This is a genomic window from Trinickia sp. (assembly GCF_057351765.1).
The window spans coordinates 1-15,528 of record NZ_JBMRBK010000008.1 but is presented as its reverse complement, the minus strand read 5'-3'; the positions used below and the strand labels follow the sequence as shown (position 1 = coordinate 15,528).

The window sequence follows — 15,528 nt, the reverse complement described above, 5'->3', positions numbered from 1 at the left end:
TTTTGCAACGTCCCAGCACGCGACTTTCCGATGAGCACCGACTCCACTGCCCAACCCGCCTCGAAGTTTCCAGTCACGGACGAGGTCCTTCACGCGCTCGCTGTCGCCAAGCGCGGCGCCGACGAACTGCTGATCGAAGAGGAGTTCGTGCAGAAGCTGGCGCGAAGTGCCGCGACGGGCAAGCCGCTGCGCATCAAGCTCGGGCTCGACCCGACCGCACCGGATATTCATATCGGCCATACGGTCGTGCTGAACAAGATGCGTCAGCTTCAGGATCTCGGGCACACCGTCATCTTTTTGATCGGCGACTTCACCTCGCTCATCGGCGATCCTTCGGGACGCAACGCCACGCGACCGCCGCTCACTCGCGAGCAGATCGAATCGAATGCGAAGACTTATTTCGATCAGGCCGCGCTTGTGCTCGATCGCGAGAAGACGGAGATCCGCTTCAACAGCGAATGGTCGATGCCGCTCGGCGCCGACGGCATGATCAAGCTGGCGTCGCGCTATACCGTCGCGCGCATTCTCGAACGCGAGGACTTCACGAAGCGGTTCCAGGGTGGCGTGCCGATCTCCATCCACGAATTCCTCTATCCGCTGATGCAGGGTTACGACTCGGTCGCGCTGAATGCCGATCTTGAACTCGGCGGCACGGATCAGAAGTTCAACCTGCTCGTTGGCCGCGAACTGCAGAAGCAGTATGGACAAGAGCAGCAGTGCATTCTGACGATGCCGCTGCTCGAGGGATTGGACGGCGTCGACAAGATGTCGAAGTCGAAGAACAATTACGTCGGCATCAGTGAGAAGCCGGCTGACATGTTCGGCAAGCTGATGAGCATCTCGGATACGCTCATGTGGCGCTACTTCGAGTTGCTGTCGTTTCGCAGCGTTGACGAGATTGCACGCTTCGCCCGCGAGGCGCAGGAAGGCCGCAATCCGCGCGACTTCAAAGTGCTGCTCGCGCAGGAGGTCGTGGCGCGCTTTCATTCGCAGGCCGACGCCGAGCGTGCGCTCGAGGACTTCAATCACCGCGCGCGCGGCGGGGTGCCCGATGACATCCCATCGGTGACGCTTGCCGGCGCGCCGCTCGGCATCGGCCAATTGCTCAAACAGGCGGGCCTCGTGCCGTCGACGAGCGAGGCGCTGCGCAACATCGACCAAGCCGGCGTCAGGATCGACGGCACGACGGTGACGGACAAAGGGCTCAAGGTCGACGCCGGTGAATATGTCGTGCAGGTCGGCAAGCGGCGCTTCGCGCGCATCACGCTGACCGCGTGACAGAGGGGGGCTCGTGATCGCTTTGATCCAGCGGGTGACCCAGGCGCAAGTGCGCGTCGGCACGCGCGTAACAGGCGAGATCGGCCCGGGACTGCTCGCGCTCGTTTGCGCCGAGCGCGGCGACAGCGAAGCCGTGGCCGACAAACTCGTCGCCAAGGTGCTGGGCTATCGCGTGTTCGGCGATGCGGCCGGCAAAATGAATCTGCCGCTTTCGAATATCGACGGCGCAGGGCGTGCCGGCGCGTTGCTGCTCGTTTCGCAATTCACGCTGGCGGCCGATACGGACAGCGGCCTGCGTCCGAGCTTTACGCCGGCCGCGCCGCCCGAGGATGGGCGGCGTCTGTTCGACTATTTCGTTGCTGCGGCGCGGGCGCGTCACCCGCTCGTCGAAACCGGCGAGTTCGGTGCCGAGATGCAGGTCTCGCTCGTCAACGACGGTCCCGTCACGTTCTGGCTGCGCGCCCGTAACTGATCCGAACGGTCCGGGTCTGACCTGACCGTCCATACGTATTTCGATCATGCCAACCCGCATCGTTTTCATCCGCCACGGCGAGACGGACTGGAATCGCATCAAGCGCATCCAGGGCCACATCGATATCCCGCTGAACGAGACTGGGCTCGAGCAGGCGCGCCGAATTGCGGCGCGGATGGCGCGCGAAGCCGGCGCCGGCCGCGGGGTCGATGCCATCTATGCGAGCGACTTGATGCGCGCGCGGCAAACGGCCGAGCCGACGGTGGCCGTGCTCGGCTTGTCGCTGAAGCTACAACCGGGGCTGCGCGAGCGCGCCTACGGCGTCTTTCAGGGACATGACAGCGATGAGATCGCGGACCGGTTCCCCGATGCCTACGCGGTCTGGCAGACGCGCGATCCAGGCTTTGCGCCCGAAGGCGGCGAGTCGCCACGCGTGTTCTATCACCGGGTGCTGCACACCGTCGCGCAAATCGCGGCCGAGCATCCGAACGGCCGCATCGTCTGCGTGACGCACGGTGGCGTGCTCGATTGCGTTTATCGCTGTGCTCGCGGGCTGGCGCTCGATGCGCCGCGCGACTATCCGTTGCTCAATGCGAGTCTCAACAGCGTGCAGTGGGACGAAGCCGGCCGCGCCTCGATCGTCGAATGGGGCGATGTCGCGCATCTCGAAAGCGCGAGCGCCGACGACGGCTTGGCGGTGGCGAAAGGCGTCGACCGCAAGTAGGCGATACGGAGCATCATCGACGCGAGCGTTGAGCTTGGTCGCGGTGGCGCCATTACCGCCGTCATGCCGTTCACACTTGCGCAGCCACGCGCCGGCGTGCGCGCTTCGATGCCCCATTGACGAGCGCCCAGCGCATCGCGGGCGCGATGATCCGTACGCCTTGGCGTGCCAGCTTGCCCGCATACCGCGCCGGCGCCGAAAAACCGATCAAGTCCTGCGCCCAGCGGGGTAACGAATCGACGCCCGCGCGGAACACCAACGCGCCGGCGGGCCGCATCAAGCGTCCTTTCGGGGCGGCGTGGGCGAGCACCGCTACGACTTCTTGCACGCGCGGCCCTGCCTCGAGCGCGGGCCGCATGGTGGCGAGATAGGTCGCCACTTCCGCCCGGGAGCGCGGCACATCCTCGGCACCCAGCAGTTGCGCGATCATGGCCATCTCGGCGTAATAGCGATCCTGCTCACCGATCGACAGCGCGGGATTGACGTAGCGCAGATGGGCAGCCATGAAGCTCGAGACCTCCGCCACGTGGACCCATGTCAGCAACCCGGGATCGCTGGCGCGGTAAGGCCGCCCGTCCGGAGCGGTACCGCTGACGGCAAGGTGGATGCGTTTGACGCGTTCGATAAGCGCGAGCGCGTCGGCGCGGTTGCCGAACGTCGTGCCCGAGATGAACGTGGCCGTGCGGCGCAGGCGGCCGAGCATGTCGGTGCGAAACGTGGAATGGTCCCAGACACCGGCTAACGCGAGCGGATGGAGGGCCTGCAGCATCAACGCCGAGATGCCACCCACCATCATCGCCGTGAAATCGGCATGCACTTGCCAGCAGACCGCATCGGGGCCGAAGAGGCCCGGGTCGCCGGGCGGCGACGAGAAATCGAGCGTCGGGCCGCTGCCTGTCGTCAGATGAGTGATGCCCCGGACGATCTTCGCGCGCACTCGGGCGCCGAGCGCATCGCGCCATGCCATGCTCGGACGAGGGGCTTTGCCGGCGCTATCTGACATGGAGAGCTGGGGAACCGTTGAAATGAGGCCTGCCCGACGCGTGCGCTCGACGCTTGCGCCTCAGGAGGCGTCGTTATCCCAGAGGCTGCGCACGGTGCTGGCCGCGTCGGGGGTGGCCAGGCCGAAATGGCGGTACGCCGCCAAAGTCGCCACGCGCCCGCGCGGTGTGCGCTGCAAATAGCCTTGCTGGATCAGATACGGCTCGAGGACGTCTTCGATCGTATCGCGCTCCTCGCCGATGGCGGCGGCCAGATTGTCGACGCCGACGGGGCCGCCGTCGAACTTGTGCAGGATGGCCTCGAGCAGCTTGCGGTCCATCAGATCGAAGCCGACGGCGTCGACATCGAGCATGGCAAGGGCCGCATCGGCCACGCGCGCCGTGATATTGCCGTCGGCCTTCACTTCGGCGTAATCGCGCACGCGGCGCAACAGCCGGTTCGCGATGCGCGGCGTGCCGCGCGAGCGGCGCGCGATCTCGTACGCGCCGTCGCGATGGATCTGCGCGCCGAGCAGCGATGCCGAGCGCACGACGATGCGCGCGAGTTCCTCGGCGTTATAGAACTCGAGGCGCGCGACGATGCCGAAGCGATCGCGCAGCGGATTGGTCAGCATGCCGGCGCGCGTCGTTGCGCCGACGAGCGTGAACGGCTGGAGATCGAGTTTCACGCTGCGCGCGGCCGGACCCTCGCCGATCATGATGTCGATCTGGTAATCCTCGAGCGCGGGATAGAGAATTTCTTCAACGACGGGCGAAAGGCGATGGATTTCGTCGATGAACAGGACGTCGTTGGCTTCGAGATTTGTGAGCAGCGCGGCGAGATCGCCGGCACGCTCGAGCACGGGCCCGGACGTTTGCCTCAGATTGACCCCCATTTCGCGGGCGATGATGTGCGCGAGTGTCGTTTTCCCGAGGCCCGGGGGGCCGAACAGCAGGACGTGATCGAGGGACTCGGAGCGGCGCTTGGCCGCCTCGATGAAGATTTCGAGCTGGCCGCGCACTTTTTCCTGGCCGACGTACTCTTCGAGCTGGCGCGGACGCAGCGCGCGCTCGAACGCTTCCTCGTGCGAGGAAGAGGGGGCCGCGGAGATGATGCGCTCGGTGGCGAGCTTGTCGGTTTCGATCATGCGCGCCATTGTACCGCGCGCGGCGCCGCTGGGCCGGGGTGCCCGTTAACCCTTCGAGAGCGCCTTGAGCGCGAGCTTGATCCCTTCCGACACCCCGGTGCCGGCCGGAACGTTCTTGATGGCGGCGAGCGCTTCTTTTTCGGAATAGCCGAGCGCAAGCAGGGCGTTGAGGATATCGCTCGCGTGATCGGAAGGGGACACGGCCGCGGCGGCCGCGCCCAGATCGGCGCCGAGCTTGCCCTTGAGTTCGAGCAACAGGCGCTCGGCCGTTTTCTTGCCGATGCCGGGCACGCGCGTGAGACGCGCGGCGTCTTGCAGCGTCACGGCCTGGGAGAGCTCCTGAACGCTCATGCCGGAGAGCACTGCCAGCGCCATGCGCGCGCCGATGCCGCTGATCTTGAGCAACTCGCGGAATGTGGTGCGCTCCTGGGCCGTGCCGAAGCCGTAGAGGAGGTGCGCGTCTTCGCGCACGATCAGCTGTGTAAGCAGCACGACCTTTTCGCCGGTCGACGGGAGGTTGTAAAACGTGCTCATCGGCACGTCGATCTCATAGCCCACGCCGCTGCAATCGACGAGCAGGTGAGGCGGGTTCTTTTCAAGCAGGGTGCCGGCGATTCGACCGATCATGTCTGAGGCGAGTGGAAAGGCAATGCGCGAGTGTAGCGTATGCCGAGGTGTCGCGAGCCGGCCGCTGGCCTTGCGTGTCAGCCGACGAGTCGCCCGCGCCGCACGCGCAATCCTTTTTTCGCGAGCCCGGGGGCGATATCGGCGAGGGCGCCGAGCGCACTTCCACCGTGGGCGTGGCAGATGGCCATGCCGAGCGCGTCCGCCGCGTCGGTGCCCGGCAGGCCGGGCAGATCGAGCAGGCGTCCAACCATCTGCTGCATTTGTTCTTTCGTCGCACGGCCGTATCCGACGACGGCTTGCTTGAGCTGCAGCGCCGTATATTCGGCAACGGGCACGCCGCCGGACACGAGACCGCAGATCGCCGCGCCACGCGCTTGCCCAAGCAGCAGCGTCGATTGCGGATTGACGTTCACGAAGACTTTTTCGATGGCCGACTGGTCCGGGGTGTGCTGGCGGATCAGCGTGGAGATGCCGTCGAAAATCGTGCGAAGACGGGACGGCAGATCCGCATCGGCCGTGCGGATGACGCCGCTCGTCACGTAAGTGAGCCGTTGGCCGGTTTGATCGATGATGCCGAAGCCCGTGACGCGCAGGCCGGGATCGATGCCGAGGATTCTCATGAGATTCAGGTGGGGAAGTGCCTGCGATACTACAACGAACGGCACTTCCCGCCTACAGGCGCAACGCTCCGATACATCCCGAGTGCGAGGACACGTGTTGTCAGGCCGCCACCGTCTGCTCCACCGGTTGCTCGTAGACCTCCTTGCAGCTCTTGAACCGCCATGCGAAATAGGCAAGCGTTTCATTGGTCATCGTCATGTTCGGTTCAACCGGATATTCGCCGCCGCGGCCCAGCTCGCCATTGGGGTTGTACTTCTCGGCCGTGATGCCGTAATTGACGAGTGCCGCGCGGGCATTTTTCACGAAGCCCAACGCGATTCGTTCCGCACGCTCTGGATGACCGTTCGCGATCAGGCCTTCGACCGCCTTGTAAGCGTGCATCGCCCAGAAATTGAGGCCATCCCACTGCTCGTGGCTATCCACATCGGCGGTGGCCATGAGACCGTCCCCGGTGGTGAGCGAGTCCAAAGCCCCGACGATCCATTCGATGTCTTGCGGCGGCACGACGCCGGCCCAGAGTGCGTTGGCGACCTCGGCCGACAGCAGTGGATGCAGCTCGCCTTCTCTGAGCCGGTAGTACGACCCGACCATCATCGGCGGACGCGTGCCGGGCTTCGGCTCGAGCGTGATATCCGTACGAGGCGCGAGGAAGGTTTCCTGCATTGCGAGCTCGCGCTGATCGGCGAACTTCTGCAGCATGTCCGCCATTTCGTCATGACCGGCTGCACGCAGCGCCCTTACCAGGACGCGCTCGGACTGGAGCACATGGGCATTTTCAGTCAGCGGCGCGGAATAGCTCAGTTCGCGGCGGCCATCGACCGGGTTGCGCTGCGCCCGGCTGAAATCGGTACCGATGGCCGCGCTATCGCGGTTCTCGCCGAACACGAATGCAGGATTGATTCCGACCCGCGCGAGTTCCTCGTCTGCGATCTCAGTGTCTTCGAGATCGCCTTCGGGGCGCGATCCCGAGGGCGTCGCATAGTCGATCAAACCGTTGATGATCTTGCCGTCGGGTTTCATTGCGACACCGTTGAAGATGGTCCCGGGCATCAGGCTCTCCGCACCGCGCATTCTGTTGTACCACTCGCCCATCAGTTCGGGCAGAAACTCCACCAGGATGTCGTCATTGCCGACGTGGTCGGCATACATCCCCGCGATGATCGCGAACGTCTCCGGCTGCTGACGTCCGGTGTAGTGCGTCGCGTAGGCGTTGTCATCGATTCCGGTCGTCCTGATGATGTGCGCTTTGTTGATGAGCGTACGCCGGACGCTCGCCAGGTCTCCGTCGGCCAGTTGGCCCGCCGATGCCAGCAACTGGTCCCATTGGAACGGTGTACTGAAGCGATTTGACGGTACGTCCGCAACCTCCGGAACCGGAATTGCGGATGAGCCCGGCCGCAACGTCGCTTCCGACATATCGAGCTTGTTGATCTTGCGAAACGCGAGGACGTGGTCTTTCAGTGAGTTGATCGGCCCTTCGGGCTTTCTGTCGGCAAGCGGTCGACGCGGCGGATAGAAGTTCGCCTTGAAGAAGTCCGCAACGTCGAAGTCCTTCCAGAACTCGTCTCCCAACGTATCGAGATCGTCCGGGATAGCTTGTCCCTGCGCGATGTTTTTGATTGCGTATTCTCGCCGCGACCGCTCGAAATCCGCCATGATCTCGGCCGCAGGGCGCCGGGGGTCGCAGTCGACCACGGCCATGCTGTCGGACGTACCCAGATAGTCGTGGAGCGCATCGCCGATGGGCGTGCCTATCGGGTAGAGACGGGAGCGCCTCTGCACCAAGTGAAAGAGCTGCCCATAGATCTGCTTGTGACTCGGCATGACCACAGGCTCGACCGGCATCCATTCCTGCGGAAAGTTCGCGAAGATTTCGCGGATCTGCTGCTGCATCGGCGATTGACGCACGTTGGGATCTGCGGGTGCGAATCGGGTCGGCTTATTGGCTTTGAAGATCCGCTGGTTTTCGGCGTCCGGCACGTACATTTCGGGCACGCGAGTGCCGACGAGCGTATTGCGTCCGCCCGTTCGGCCGAGCACGTGTTGACGATCGCGCTCGACGGTGCCGACGAAGTGCTGTTTCTGGTACGCGATCGGTGGCATCCCGCTCACATTTTCGTGCTGATTGGTGTACTGGTATGACACCACCATGTTTTCGCCCCAAGTGGATTCGTCCAGCAGCTTCGCGCCCGCGCTGTCCATCTCACGCTGAATCGCCGGCCCCGCGGCGGGGTTGCCGTTCATTGTGGCAATCCTGTCGAAGCGGGCGTTCAACTCGCCCGCGGCTTCGGGCTTCACATAGCGCCGCACGACGACTTTGAGATCCCCGCGCGCGCCCGCGGGGCGATCGGGCAGTATGTGGTTGCGCATGTGTTCTGGCGGCGTAGGCGAAGAGGCGCCCCAGAGTTCCGTTTGCCATTCGATGTACTCGAGCTCGGTCATGACCCATTCTTGATACGGTGTACCGTTGGAGCCCGGGGGCGGGAGGTACAGCGTCGCCTCTCCGCTCTCGAGTCCTTTTACGAACCGTTTCATTGGGATCCACCACGCACCGAGGCCCATCCCCGTCACGTCGTGAATGGGCGGTGTGAGGCTCGGTTGCGGATAGGTGAGCCCACCGAGCGTTATATGCTGTTCGCGGCGGTTCTCGCTTCGCGAGACATTGTCCGCCCCGCGGATTCGGCTCGTGAGAGTTCCTTTGGTCCGCGAGAGTTGCACGGCGAACGCGTTCCACCAGCTGTTGACGCCCCCCACAACCCACGCGTTCTTCGGAATGGCGAGGTTGCCTCCGAACGGGGTGTTTACGCCGAGCACCGTCATGGTCTGCGCGATACGCGCCCTTTCCGTGTCTTCGCGCGTTTGATGATGGACGCTGATGTGGTCGTTGTCGAAATGCTCGTCAACGAGATTGTCCCACCCGCCAAGGTCCTCGTCGCTATCCTCGGAAGCGGTCACGCCGGATAGCGCATCGACGACCTTGCATGCCAAGGCCTTTGCCTCATCGAACGTGTCGGCCGCGATGCGAAGCTTGACGCCCTCCGACGTTTCGTGAGAGCCGTGAAAACCATATTCGAACACTTGCCACCAGAAATTCTCGGACGCGGCGCTCGGGCTCTCGGAGTGAATCTGCCCCACAGCGCCGGCGAGAAGTGTCCATGACTTGCGATCCATCGTGCCGATGTCGATGTCGATATGTGCGCCGTCAGGACCTTCGTCCCCCGAGAGAATCATGGCGGCGCCGCGGCCGCGAATGCGAGAGCCTGTCGGCAACGGCGTGACGGTCGGATGCCCCCATTTATGCCTCAACGCCTCGGGAGCGACCGTCGCCCAGTACGTGATATTCGGCCCCTGTGCACCTCGGCTCGTGAACGCGATGGAGGTGCCGGGGCGCATCGTATCGACGAGCTCGCGCACCCCTCGAGCGTTGCTTGCTTTGCCTAGCTGCATGTTTTCGAGCGTCCGCAGGTGCTTGCCCATGTCGGACGTGGCGGGATCGACGCCGGCTTCCCGCATCCATGCACGCAGTTTGTCGACGTTCAGTTGCCTGCATTCGCCGTGCGCCTGTTGCCATGCCGGGTGGCGGCTCAGCTCCCGCGGCGTGATTTGCAGCCTGCGCGCGGTCGCATCGAGCAAATCGTTGAACTCCCCTCTTTTCAGATCGATCGAAGCGCGCCGTGTACGGTGATCCACGCGGTTGATGAACGCTTTCAATGCGGTGAAGTGCAGCGCTTGACGGACGCGGTCATCGGTCAATTCCGGGACGAAGTCGGTGTCGCGCACGAGCAGGCCGTTTTCCCATCTCATCGGCGGGGCGAGTGCCTCGTCCAGATGCCCGACTAAATCGCTCATGGTCCGCTTGGCCAGCGTGTCCATCAGACGCTGGTTCATCGTCGGCATGCGCCCGAAGAAACCGCGTTTTTCGTTGGTGTCGCTGAATATCTGGTTCACCCGGTGCCGCATCATCGACAGATTTCTGGCGTCGCGCTCGCCCCCTTGTGGCTTGAAGAGCAGAATCGCCTCACGTTCCTTCCGGGTAGGGCTGGTGGAGCACGAGCCCATCAACGCGCGCGCCGCGATGACATTGCGCTCGAAGCCCAGCGCCTCGCTGGTGCCGGGCCGCGGTTTGTCGGCATCGGGTTCGGGCAGGGCACAATCAACGATCTCCTGGGCGAGCATGAGGGCGTCATTGAGATCTCGCGGGCGCTCAAACGCCTCATCGCCGAACGGCAGATTGTCGAGCAGATGTGCGCACGCTCTGAGCGTGGTCGACATCCGCCGACGCTCGTCGTCCGTATCGCTCAGGCGGACAAAGCGCGATGGGGCGAGCGCCGTCAGCACATCCCAACCCAGCTCGGTTTTTGCGAGCAGACACTGGGCCGCCAGATCGTCGGCTTGAACCGTTGCTGGGAATCGCGACGGGTCGCCCTCCGCTTGAAGATTCCAGGCATTCATGACATCCCGCGCACGTTCTGCATCGCCGCCCGTTGCCTGGGCGAGCGCGGTGGCCAACACGATCGCCTGCGCGTAGCGCGGCGCATGACCGTAGACAGGGATGTCGCTGTTTTCGCGTCTGTCGAGCAACTGATCGACGAATTGATGGCTGACGCCCTCGAACATCGACTCGATCTCAGCGCGTGCCGACTCCCGGTCGGTCATCGGATCGTGAGTGCTCGGGCGCTGGCGAGCGTCCTCGGCCGCTGCGCGAAACCGGCGGCGACTCGTTCGATCGTCGTTGCCTGCGAATGTCCGCTCGACGTGCTCATCCAGTTTTCGCTTGACGTCGACCGGCTGCGGTTTGCGATCCATCCGAAACAGCCCGCGCAGCCTGCCGCCTCGCAGGCGGGAGGCGTTCTCCCGATTGACATCGTCAGCGGCGGGGGCGGCAGTCTGCCGGTCCGCTGCCGGATGCTGCGCATGCGGGACGCTCGGTGCCGTCGTGGGCGAAAGAGTGGGCGTTGACATACACGTCTCCTTGGGAGGTTCTTCTCTTTGGTCACCGGCTCGACGATCGAGTGGTCGCCGCAATGGCTGACGACTTCATGTGATCGAAGCGCCTTGCAGTTGCTCAGTGCGTGCCGTGTGCGGCTCTCGCGCTGAAGTGGTGACGATTATCGCGTTGCGCACATTGGGCGCATGGAGGTGGGCGAAGAGGAGAACGGCGGCGCGACGTGGCAGGCGTGCGCATCGAGGGCGCACGTATCAAAACGCGAGCGAGGGCGAAGGGGTGTGAGGAGAGGCGAAAAGCGGTGCAGCTATTGGGACGATCATGTGCGCCGGGCCAGCGTTCTGACCGATTCAATGAGAGGGTGTCGGTCCGTGGCTCGACTGTCTTCGATGAAAACGTTGCACACGCAACGGGCACCCATCGATGCGGGCGCCCGCGACATGCAATCGGCGATCAGTGCCGGAAGTGCCGCACGCCCGTCATGATCATGGCGATGTTGTGCTCGTCCGCGGCGGCGACGACTTCGTCATCGCGCATCGAGCCGCCCGGTTGAATCACGCAGGTCGCGCCCGCGGCCACGACGACATCGAGGCCATCGCGGAACGGGAAGAACGCATCGGACGCCACGGCCGAGCCCGCGAGCGTGAGCCCCGCGTTTTGCGCCTTGATGCTCGCGATCCGGGCCGAATCCACCCGGCTCATCTGGCCCGCGCCGACGCCGAGCGTCATACCCTTGGCGCAAAAGACGATCGCGTTCGACTTCACGTATTTCGCGACGCGCCAGGCGAAGAGCAAATCGTCCATTTCCTGCGGTGTCGGATGACGCTTGGTCACGACGCGCAATTCGCGCGACGAGACGTTCTTCGCATCGGGCGATTGCACGAGCAGCCCGCCGCCGACGCGCTTGAAATCGAACGTGTTCTGCCCGGCGCCCAGAGCGATCTCGAGCAAACGCACATTCTGTTTGGCCGCAAAGACTGCCTTGGCGCCCTCCGTGAACGACGGTGCGATCAGCACTTCGACGAACTGCTTGGCCACGGCTTGAGCCGCAGCCTCGTCGAGCTCGCGGTTGAACGCGATGATGCCGCCGAAAGCCGAAGTCGGATCGGTCTTGAACGCCTTCGAGTAGGCTTCGAGCGGATCGGCCCCGATGGCGACGCCGCAGGGATTCGCATGCTTGACGATCACGCAGGCGCTTGCATCGAACGTCTTCACGCACTCCCACGCCGCGTCGGCATCGGCGATGTTGTTGTACGAGAGCTCCTTGCCTTGCAACTGCCGATAGGCCGCGAGCGCACCGGCCGGCGCCGACAAGTCCCGGTAGAACGCCGCGCTCTGATGCGGATTCTCGCCATAGCGCAGGTCCTGCACTTTCTCGAAGGCGAGGTTCAGCGTGGCCGGATACGCGTTGCGCGAGCTATGCTGGAGCGCCTCGGTCAAGCTCGTCAGATAGTTCGTGATCGCGCCGTCGTACTGCGCCGTGTGCGCGAAGACCTTCGTCGCCAGGCGGAAGTTCGTCTTGTAGCCGACCGTGTTGCCGTTCGCCCGCATTTCATCGAGCACCGCCGAATAGTCGGCCGGATCGACGATAACCGTCACGTCGCGATGATTCTTGGCGGCCGAGCGCAGCATCGTCGGACCGCCGATATCGATGTTCTCGATGGCGTCTTCGAGCGTGCATTGGTCTTTCGAAACCGTTGCGACGAACGGATAGAGATTGACGACGAGCAGATCGATCGTCGGAATCCCGTGCGCCTCGAGCGCGGCCATATGCTCCGGCACGTCCCGGCGCGCGAGAATGCCGCCGTGCACTTTCGGGTGCAGCGTTTTGACGCGGCCGTCGAGCATTTCGGGAAACCCGGTGTAGTCGGCCACTTCGGTCACGGCGAGGCCCGCCTCGGCGAGCAGCTTGGCCGTGCCGCCCGTCGACAGAATCTTGACGCCGAGCGCCGAGAGCGATTGGGCGAATTCGACGATGCCGGACTTGTCGGAAACGGAGATGAGCGCTTGCTTGATCATGATGGAAACCAATACCGAAAAGGGACGAGGGCGGCGCGACTACAGCAGACCGTGCTGTTGCAGCTTTTTGCGCAACGTATTGCGGTTGATGCCGAGATATTCGGCGGCAAGCGACTGATTGCCGCCGGCCTGCTCGAGCACCACCTCGAGCATCGGTTTTTCGACGCACGACATCACCATGTCGAAGACGTCGTGTGCTTTCGCGCCGTCGAGATCCTGGAAGTACCGCCCCAGGCTGTCGCGGACGCATTGTTCGATGTTGTGTTTGCTCATGCTGCTATGGGTTCTTGATGTCTCGGCTGGTTCGGCTCGCCGCTTGTATCCGCTTCGTCTTCCACGTAGACGAGACGGTCGGACAAAGCCAGTTGCGCGTCGAAAAATTCGTTGACGGCCAGCAGTTGTTCGCGTGTGGTATCGAGCGTGTTCATCCTGTGCCGGAACGCATTGGCGCCAGGAAGGCCGCGAGTGTACCAGCCGATATGCTTGCGCGCAGTACGCACGCCGGTGAACTCGCCATAAAACGCGTAATGATCCTCGAGGTGCTCGTTCATCACCTCGCGAATCTCCGCGATGCGCGGCGGCGGCAGCAGCTCGCCGTGCCGCAGGTAGTGCTCGATTTCGCGAAAGAGCCACGGGCGCCCCTGCGCCGCGCGGCCGATCATGATCGCATCGGCTCCGGTGGCGGCGAGCACGGCCTGCGCTTTCGCAGGCGTATCGATGTCGCCGTTTGCCACGACGGGGATTCGTGCTGCGCGTTTCACGGCGGCGATGGTGTCGTACTCGGCGTCGCCGTGATAGAGATCGGCGCGCGTGCGGCCGTGCACGGTCAGCATCGAGATGCCGGCGTTCTCCGCGATGCGGGCGATATTGAGCGCGTTCTTGTGCTCGCGGTCCCAGCCGGTGCGGATCTTCAATGTGACGGGCACGGCATTGGGCCCCACGCCGACGGCGGCCACGACCGCCTCGACGATGCGGGCGACGAGCGGCTCGTCCTGCAAAAGCGCCGAGCCCGCGGCGACATTGCAGACCTTTTTCGCCGGGCAACCCATGTTGATATCGATGATCTGCGCGCCGTTGGCCACGTTGTAGCGAGCGGCCTCGGCCATCATGGCCGGGTCGGCGCCCGCGATCTGCACCGCGATCGGCTCGACCTCGCCCGCATGATTGGCGCGGCGCATCGTCTTTTCGCTTTTCCAGAGCTGAGCGTTCGAAGCCACCATTTCCGATACGGCATACCCGGCGCCCAGGCGCTTGCAGAGCTGCCGAAACGGCCGGTCCGTGACGCCCGCCATCGGAGCGACGAACAGATTGTTGCGCAGAGTGTGAGGGCCGAGGGTTGGCATGATGGAACGGCTGTCCGGGCTCGTGACGCGGCGCGGACGCAGGCTGGCGACAAGGGAAACGGGCATTTTACCGCGTTAACGGTCAGCCCCGCGGGTGGGCCCCGGCGCAGCCCTCGTTTCGCAAGCTACTGGCGCTGGCCGAACATCATCTGTCGCGCGAGCGCGGTCTTGGCGGGCGGCAGGAATTCGAGCGCCGTCAGCGCGAGGCCGCGTAGCGGCGACAGCGGCCCGAGATCGGCCGTGAACAGGCGCGCAAGCGTATCGGTGGCGCCGATCGTGAGCGTTCTGTCGAGCCGGCGTGCCTTGGCGAACGCGGCGAGTGCATCCGGCACGGGCCCGAGCCGCGCGAGCGCGTCGGCCAGCGCGTGCGCGTCGCGCAGCCCCAGATTGAGGCCTTGGCCCGCGACGGGGTGAAGCGTCTGCGCGGCGTTGCCGATCGCCGCGATGCGGCCATCGACGAGCGTCTTTGCCGCGGCGAGACCGAGCGGGAAAGCGGCACGGCCCCGTATCGCCTCGAAGCGGCCCATGCGCGAGCCGAACGCGCGCCCGAGCTCGTCGAGCAACTCGGCATCGGCCAGTCCGGCGCGACGGGTGGCCTCATCGGGCGACATGCACCAGACGAGCGCGTAATCGGCCTGTCCGACCCCGCCCATCGGTAAAAGAGCGATCGGCCCTTCGCCGGTGAAGCGCTCCCAGGCTGTATCCGGCTGCGGTGTGGCGACGCTCACGACGCCGACGAGCGCGGTTTGTCGATAGTCGCGCATCGTGCGGCGGGCGACCTCGGTCGAGCCTGCCGCGCCGTGCGGGCTGTGGGTCTCGCCCTCGGTCTCCCTCTCGCTCTCCCCCTCGCCGGTGCGCACCTCGCCGAAGAGGCCGCCTTCGGCGTTGACGACGATGCGCGCGCGCACCGTGCGCCGCACGGCTCCGGTTTCGAGCGGCAGCGTCAGCGCGTCGTCGCCCGGCTCGTTACGCGGCGGCAGTGCGGAGGTGGACGTGAACCAGTCTACGGCGGTGCGCCGCACGGTCCGGGCGAGCGTCTGCACGAGCGACCCGTACCGAACGACATAACCGAGTGCGGCGAGGCCGTGCTCGTCGCGCTCGATCAGCGTGCGACCGAAGCGTCCGCGCTCCGAAACGTGGATGCGCTCGATCGGATGGGCGTCGGCCGGCCACGCTCCGAGCGGCTCCAGCAACATGCGGGAGCCTTCCGAGACGGCGATGGCGCGCGGGTCGTTTGTCGCATCCTCCGGCTCCCGTGCGTCGACGAGCGCGACGGCGAGTCCGGCACTTGCACTGCGCCGGGCAAGCCAGGCGGCGAGCGCAAGGCCGACGGGGCCCGCGCCGACGATCGCCACGTCGAAGTCAGGATCG

The 15,528-nt window shown here is 64.7% G+C and carries 12 protein-coding genes; 3 read left to right on the top strand and 9 right to left on the bottom strand.

Annotation, left to right across the window (positions count from 1 at the left end):
- Positions 1-30: 30 nt before the first annotated feature.
- From tyrS to ACO1XS_RS01325, 3 genes are read left to right on the top strand one after another with little or no spacing between them, the layout of a single operon-like run.
- Positions 31-1,278, top strand: a complete 1,248-nt coding sequence (tyrS, locus tag ACO1XS_RS01335; RefSeq protein WP_331571032.1) for a tyrosine--tRNA ligase — start codon at positions 31-33, stop codon at positions 1,276-1,278.
- A 13-nt stretch (positions 1,279-1,291) separates the two neighbouring features.
- Complete coding sequence (gene dtd / locus ACO1XS_RS01330) at positions 1,292-1,750, top strand: D-aminoacyl-tRNA deacylase (protein ID WP_331571030.1); 459 nt, start codon at positions 1,292-1,294, stop codon at positions 1,748-1,750.
- A 46-nt stretch (positions 1,751-1,796) separates the two neighbouring features.
- On the top strand, positions 1,797-2,474 hold the full coding sequence (locus ACO1XS_RS01325; protein ID WP_486389864.1) for a histidine phosphatase family protein: 678 nt from the start codon (positions 1,797-1,799) through the stop codon (positions 2,472-2,474).
- 70 nt (positions 2,475-2,544) lie between these two features.
- On the opposite strand, the gene ACO1XS_RS01320 is transcribed toward ACO1XS_RS01325, so the two are convergent.
- The 9 genes from ACO1XS_RS01320 to ACO1XS_RS01280 all read right to left on the bottom strand — a co-directional run.
- Complete coding sequence (locus ACO1XS_RS01320) at positions 2,545-3,477, bottom strand: oxygenase MpaB family protein (RefSeq protein WP_486389863.1); 933 nt, start codon at positions 3,475-3,477, stop codon at positions 2,545-2,547.
- Positions 3,478-3,537: 60 nt separating this feature from the next.
- On the bottom strand, positions 3,538-4,602 hold the full coding sequence (gene ruvB / locus ACO1XS_RS01315; protein ID WP_331571028.1) for a Holliday junction branch migration DNA helicase RuvB: 1,065 nt from the start codon (positions 4,600-4,602) through the stop codon (positions 3,538-3,540).
- Positions 4,603-4,647: 45 nt separating this feature from the next.
- Positions 4,648-5,229 (bottom strand): Holliday junction branch migration protein RuvA, encoded by a 582-nt coding sequence (gene ruvA / locus ACO1XS_RS01310; RefSeq protein ID WP_486389862.1) that lies wholly within the window; start codon positions 5,227-5,229, stop codon positions 4,648-4,650.
- A 77-nt stretch (positions 5,230-5,306) separates the two neighbouring features.
- Positions 5,307-5,849, bottom strand: a complete 543-nt coding sequence (ruvC, locus tag ACO1XS_RS01305; RefSeq protein WP_331571024.1) for a crossover junction endodeoxyribonuclease RuvC — start codon at positions 5,847-5,849, stop codon at positions 5,307-5,309.
- A 100-nt stretch (positions 5,850-5,949) separates the two neighbouring features.
- A complete protein-coding gene (locus ACO1XS_RS01300) occupies positions 5,950-10,812 on the bottom strand; it encodes a trehalase family glycosidase (protein WP_331571022.1) in 4,863 nt (1,620 codons plus the stop codon).
- 436 nt (positions 10,813-11,248) lie between these two features.
- On the bottom strand, positions 11,249-12,814 hold the full coding sequence (gene purH, locus ACO1XS_RS01295) for a bifunctional phosphoribosylaminoimidazolecarboxamide formyltransferase/IMP cyclohydrolase (RefSeq protein ID WP_486389861.1): 1,566 nt from the start codon (positions 12,812-12,814) through the stop codon (positions 11,249-11,251).
- 39 nt (positions 12,815-12,853) lie between these two features.
- Entirely contained in the window at positions 12,854-13,087 is a 234-nt protein-coding gene (locus ACO1XS_RS01290; RefSeq protein ID WP_173255266.1) for a Fis family transcriptional regulator, read from the bottom strand.
- Complete coding sequence (dusB, locus tag ACO1XS_RS01285; protein WP_331571052.1) at positions 13,084-14,157, bottom strand: tRNA dihydrouridine synthase DusB; 1,074 nt, start codon at positions 14,155-14,157, stop codon at positions 13,084-13,086. The genes ACO1XS_RS01290 and dusB overlap by 4 nt, the downstream gene beginning before the upstream one ends.
- A 125-nt stretch (positions 14,158-14,282) precedes the next feature.
- Positions 14,283-15,528: UbiH/UbiF/VisC/COQ6 family ubiquinone biosynthesis hydroxylase (locus tag ACO1XS_RS01280; protein WP_486389860.1), on the bottom strand; the 1,246-nt coding region annotated here is incomplete at its 5' end.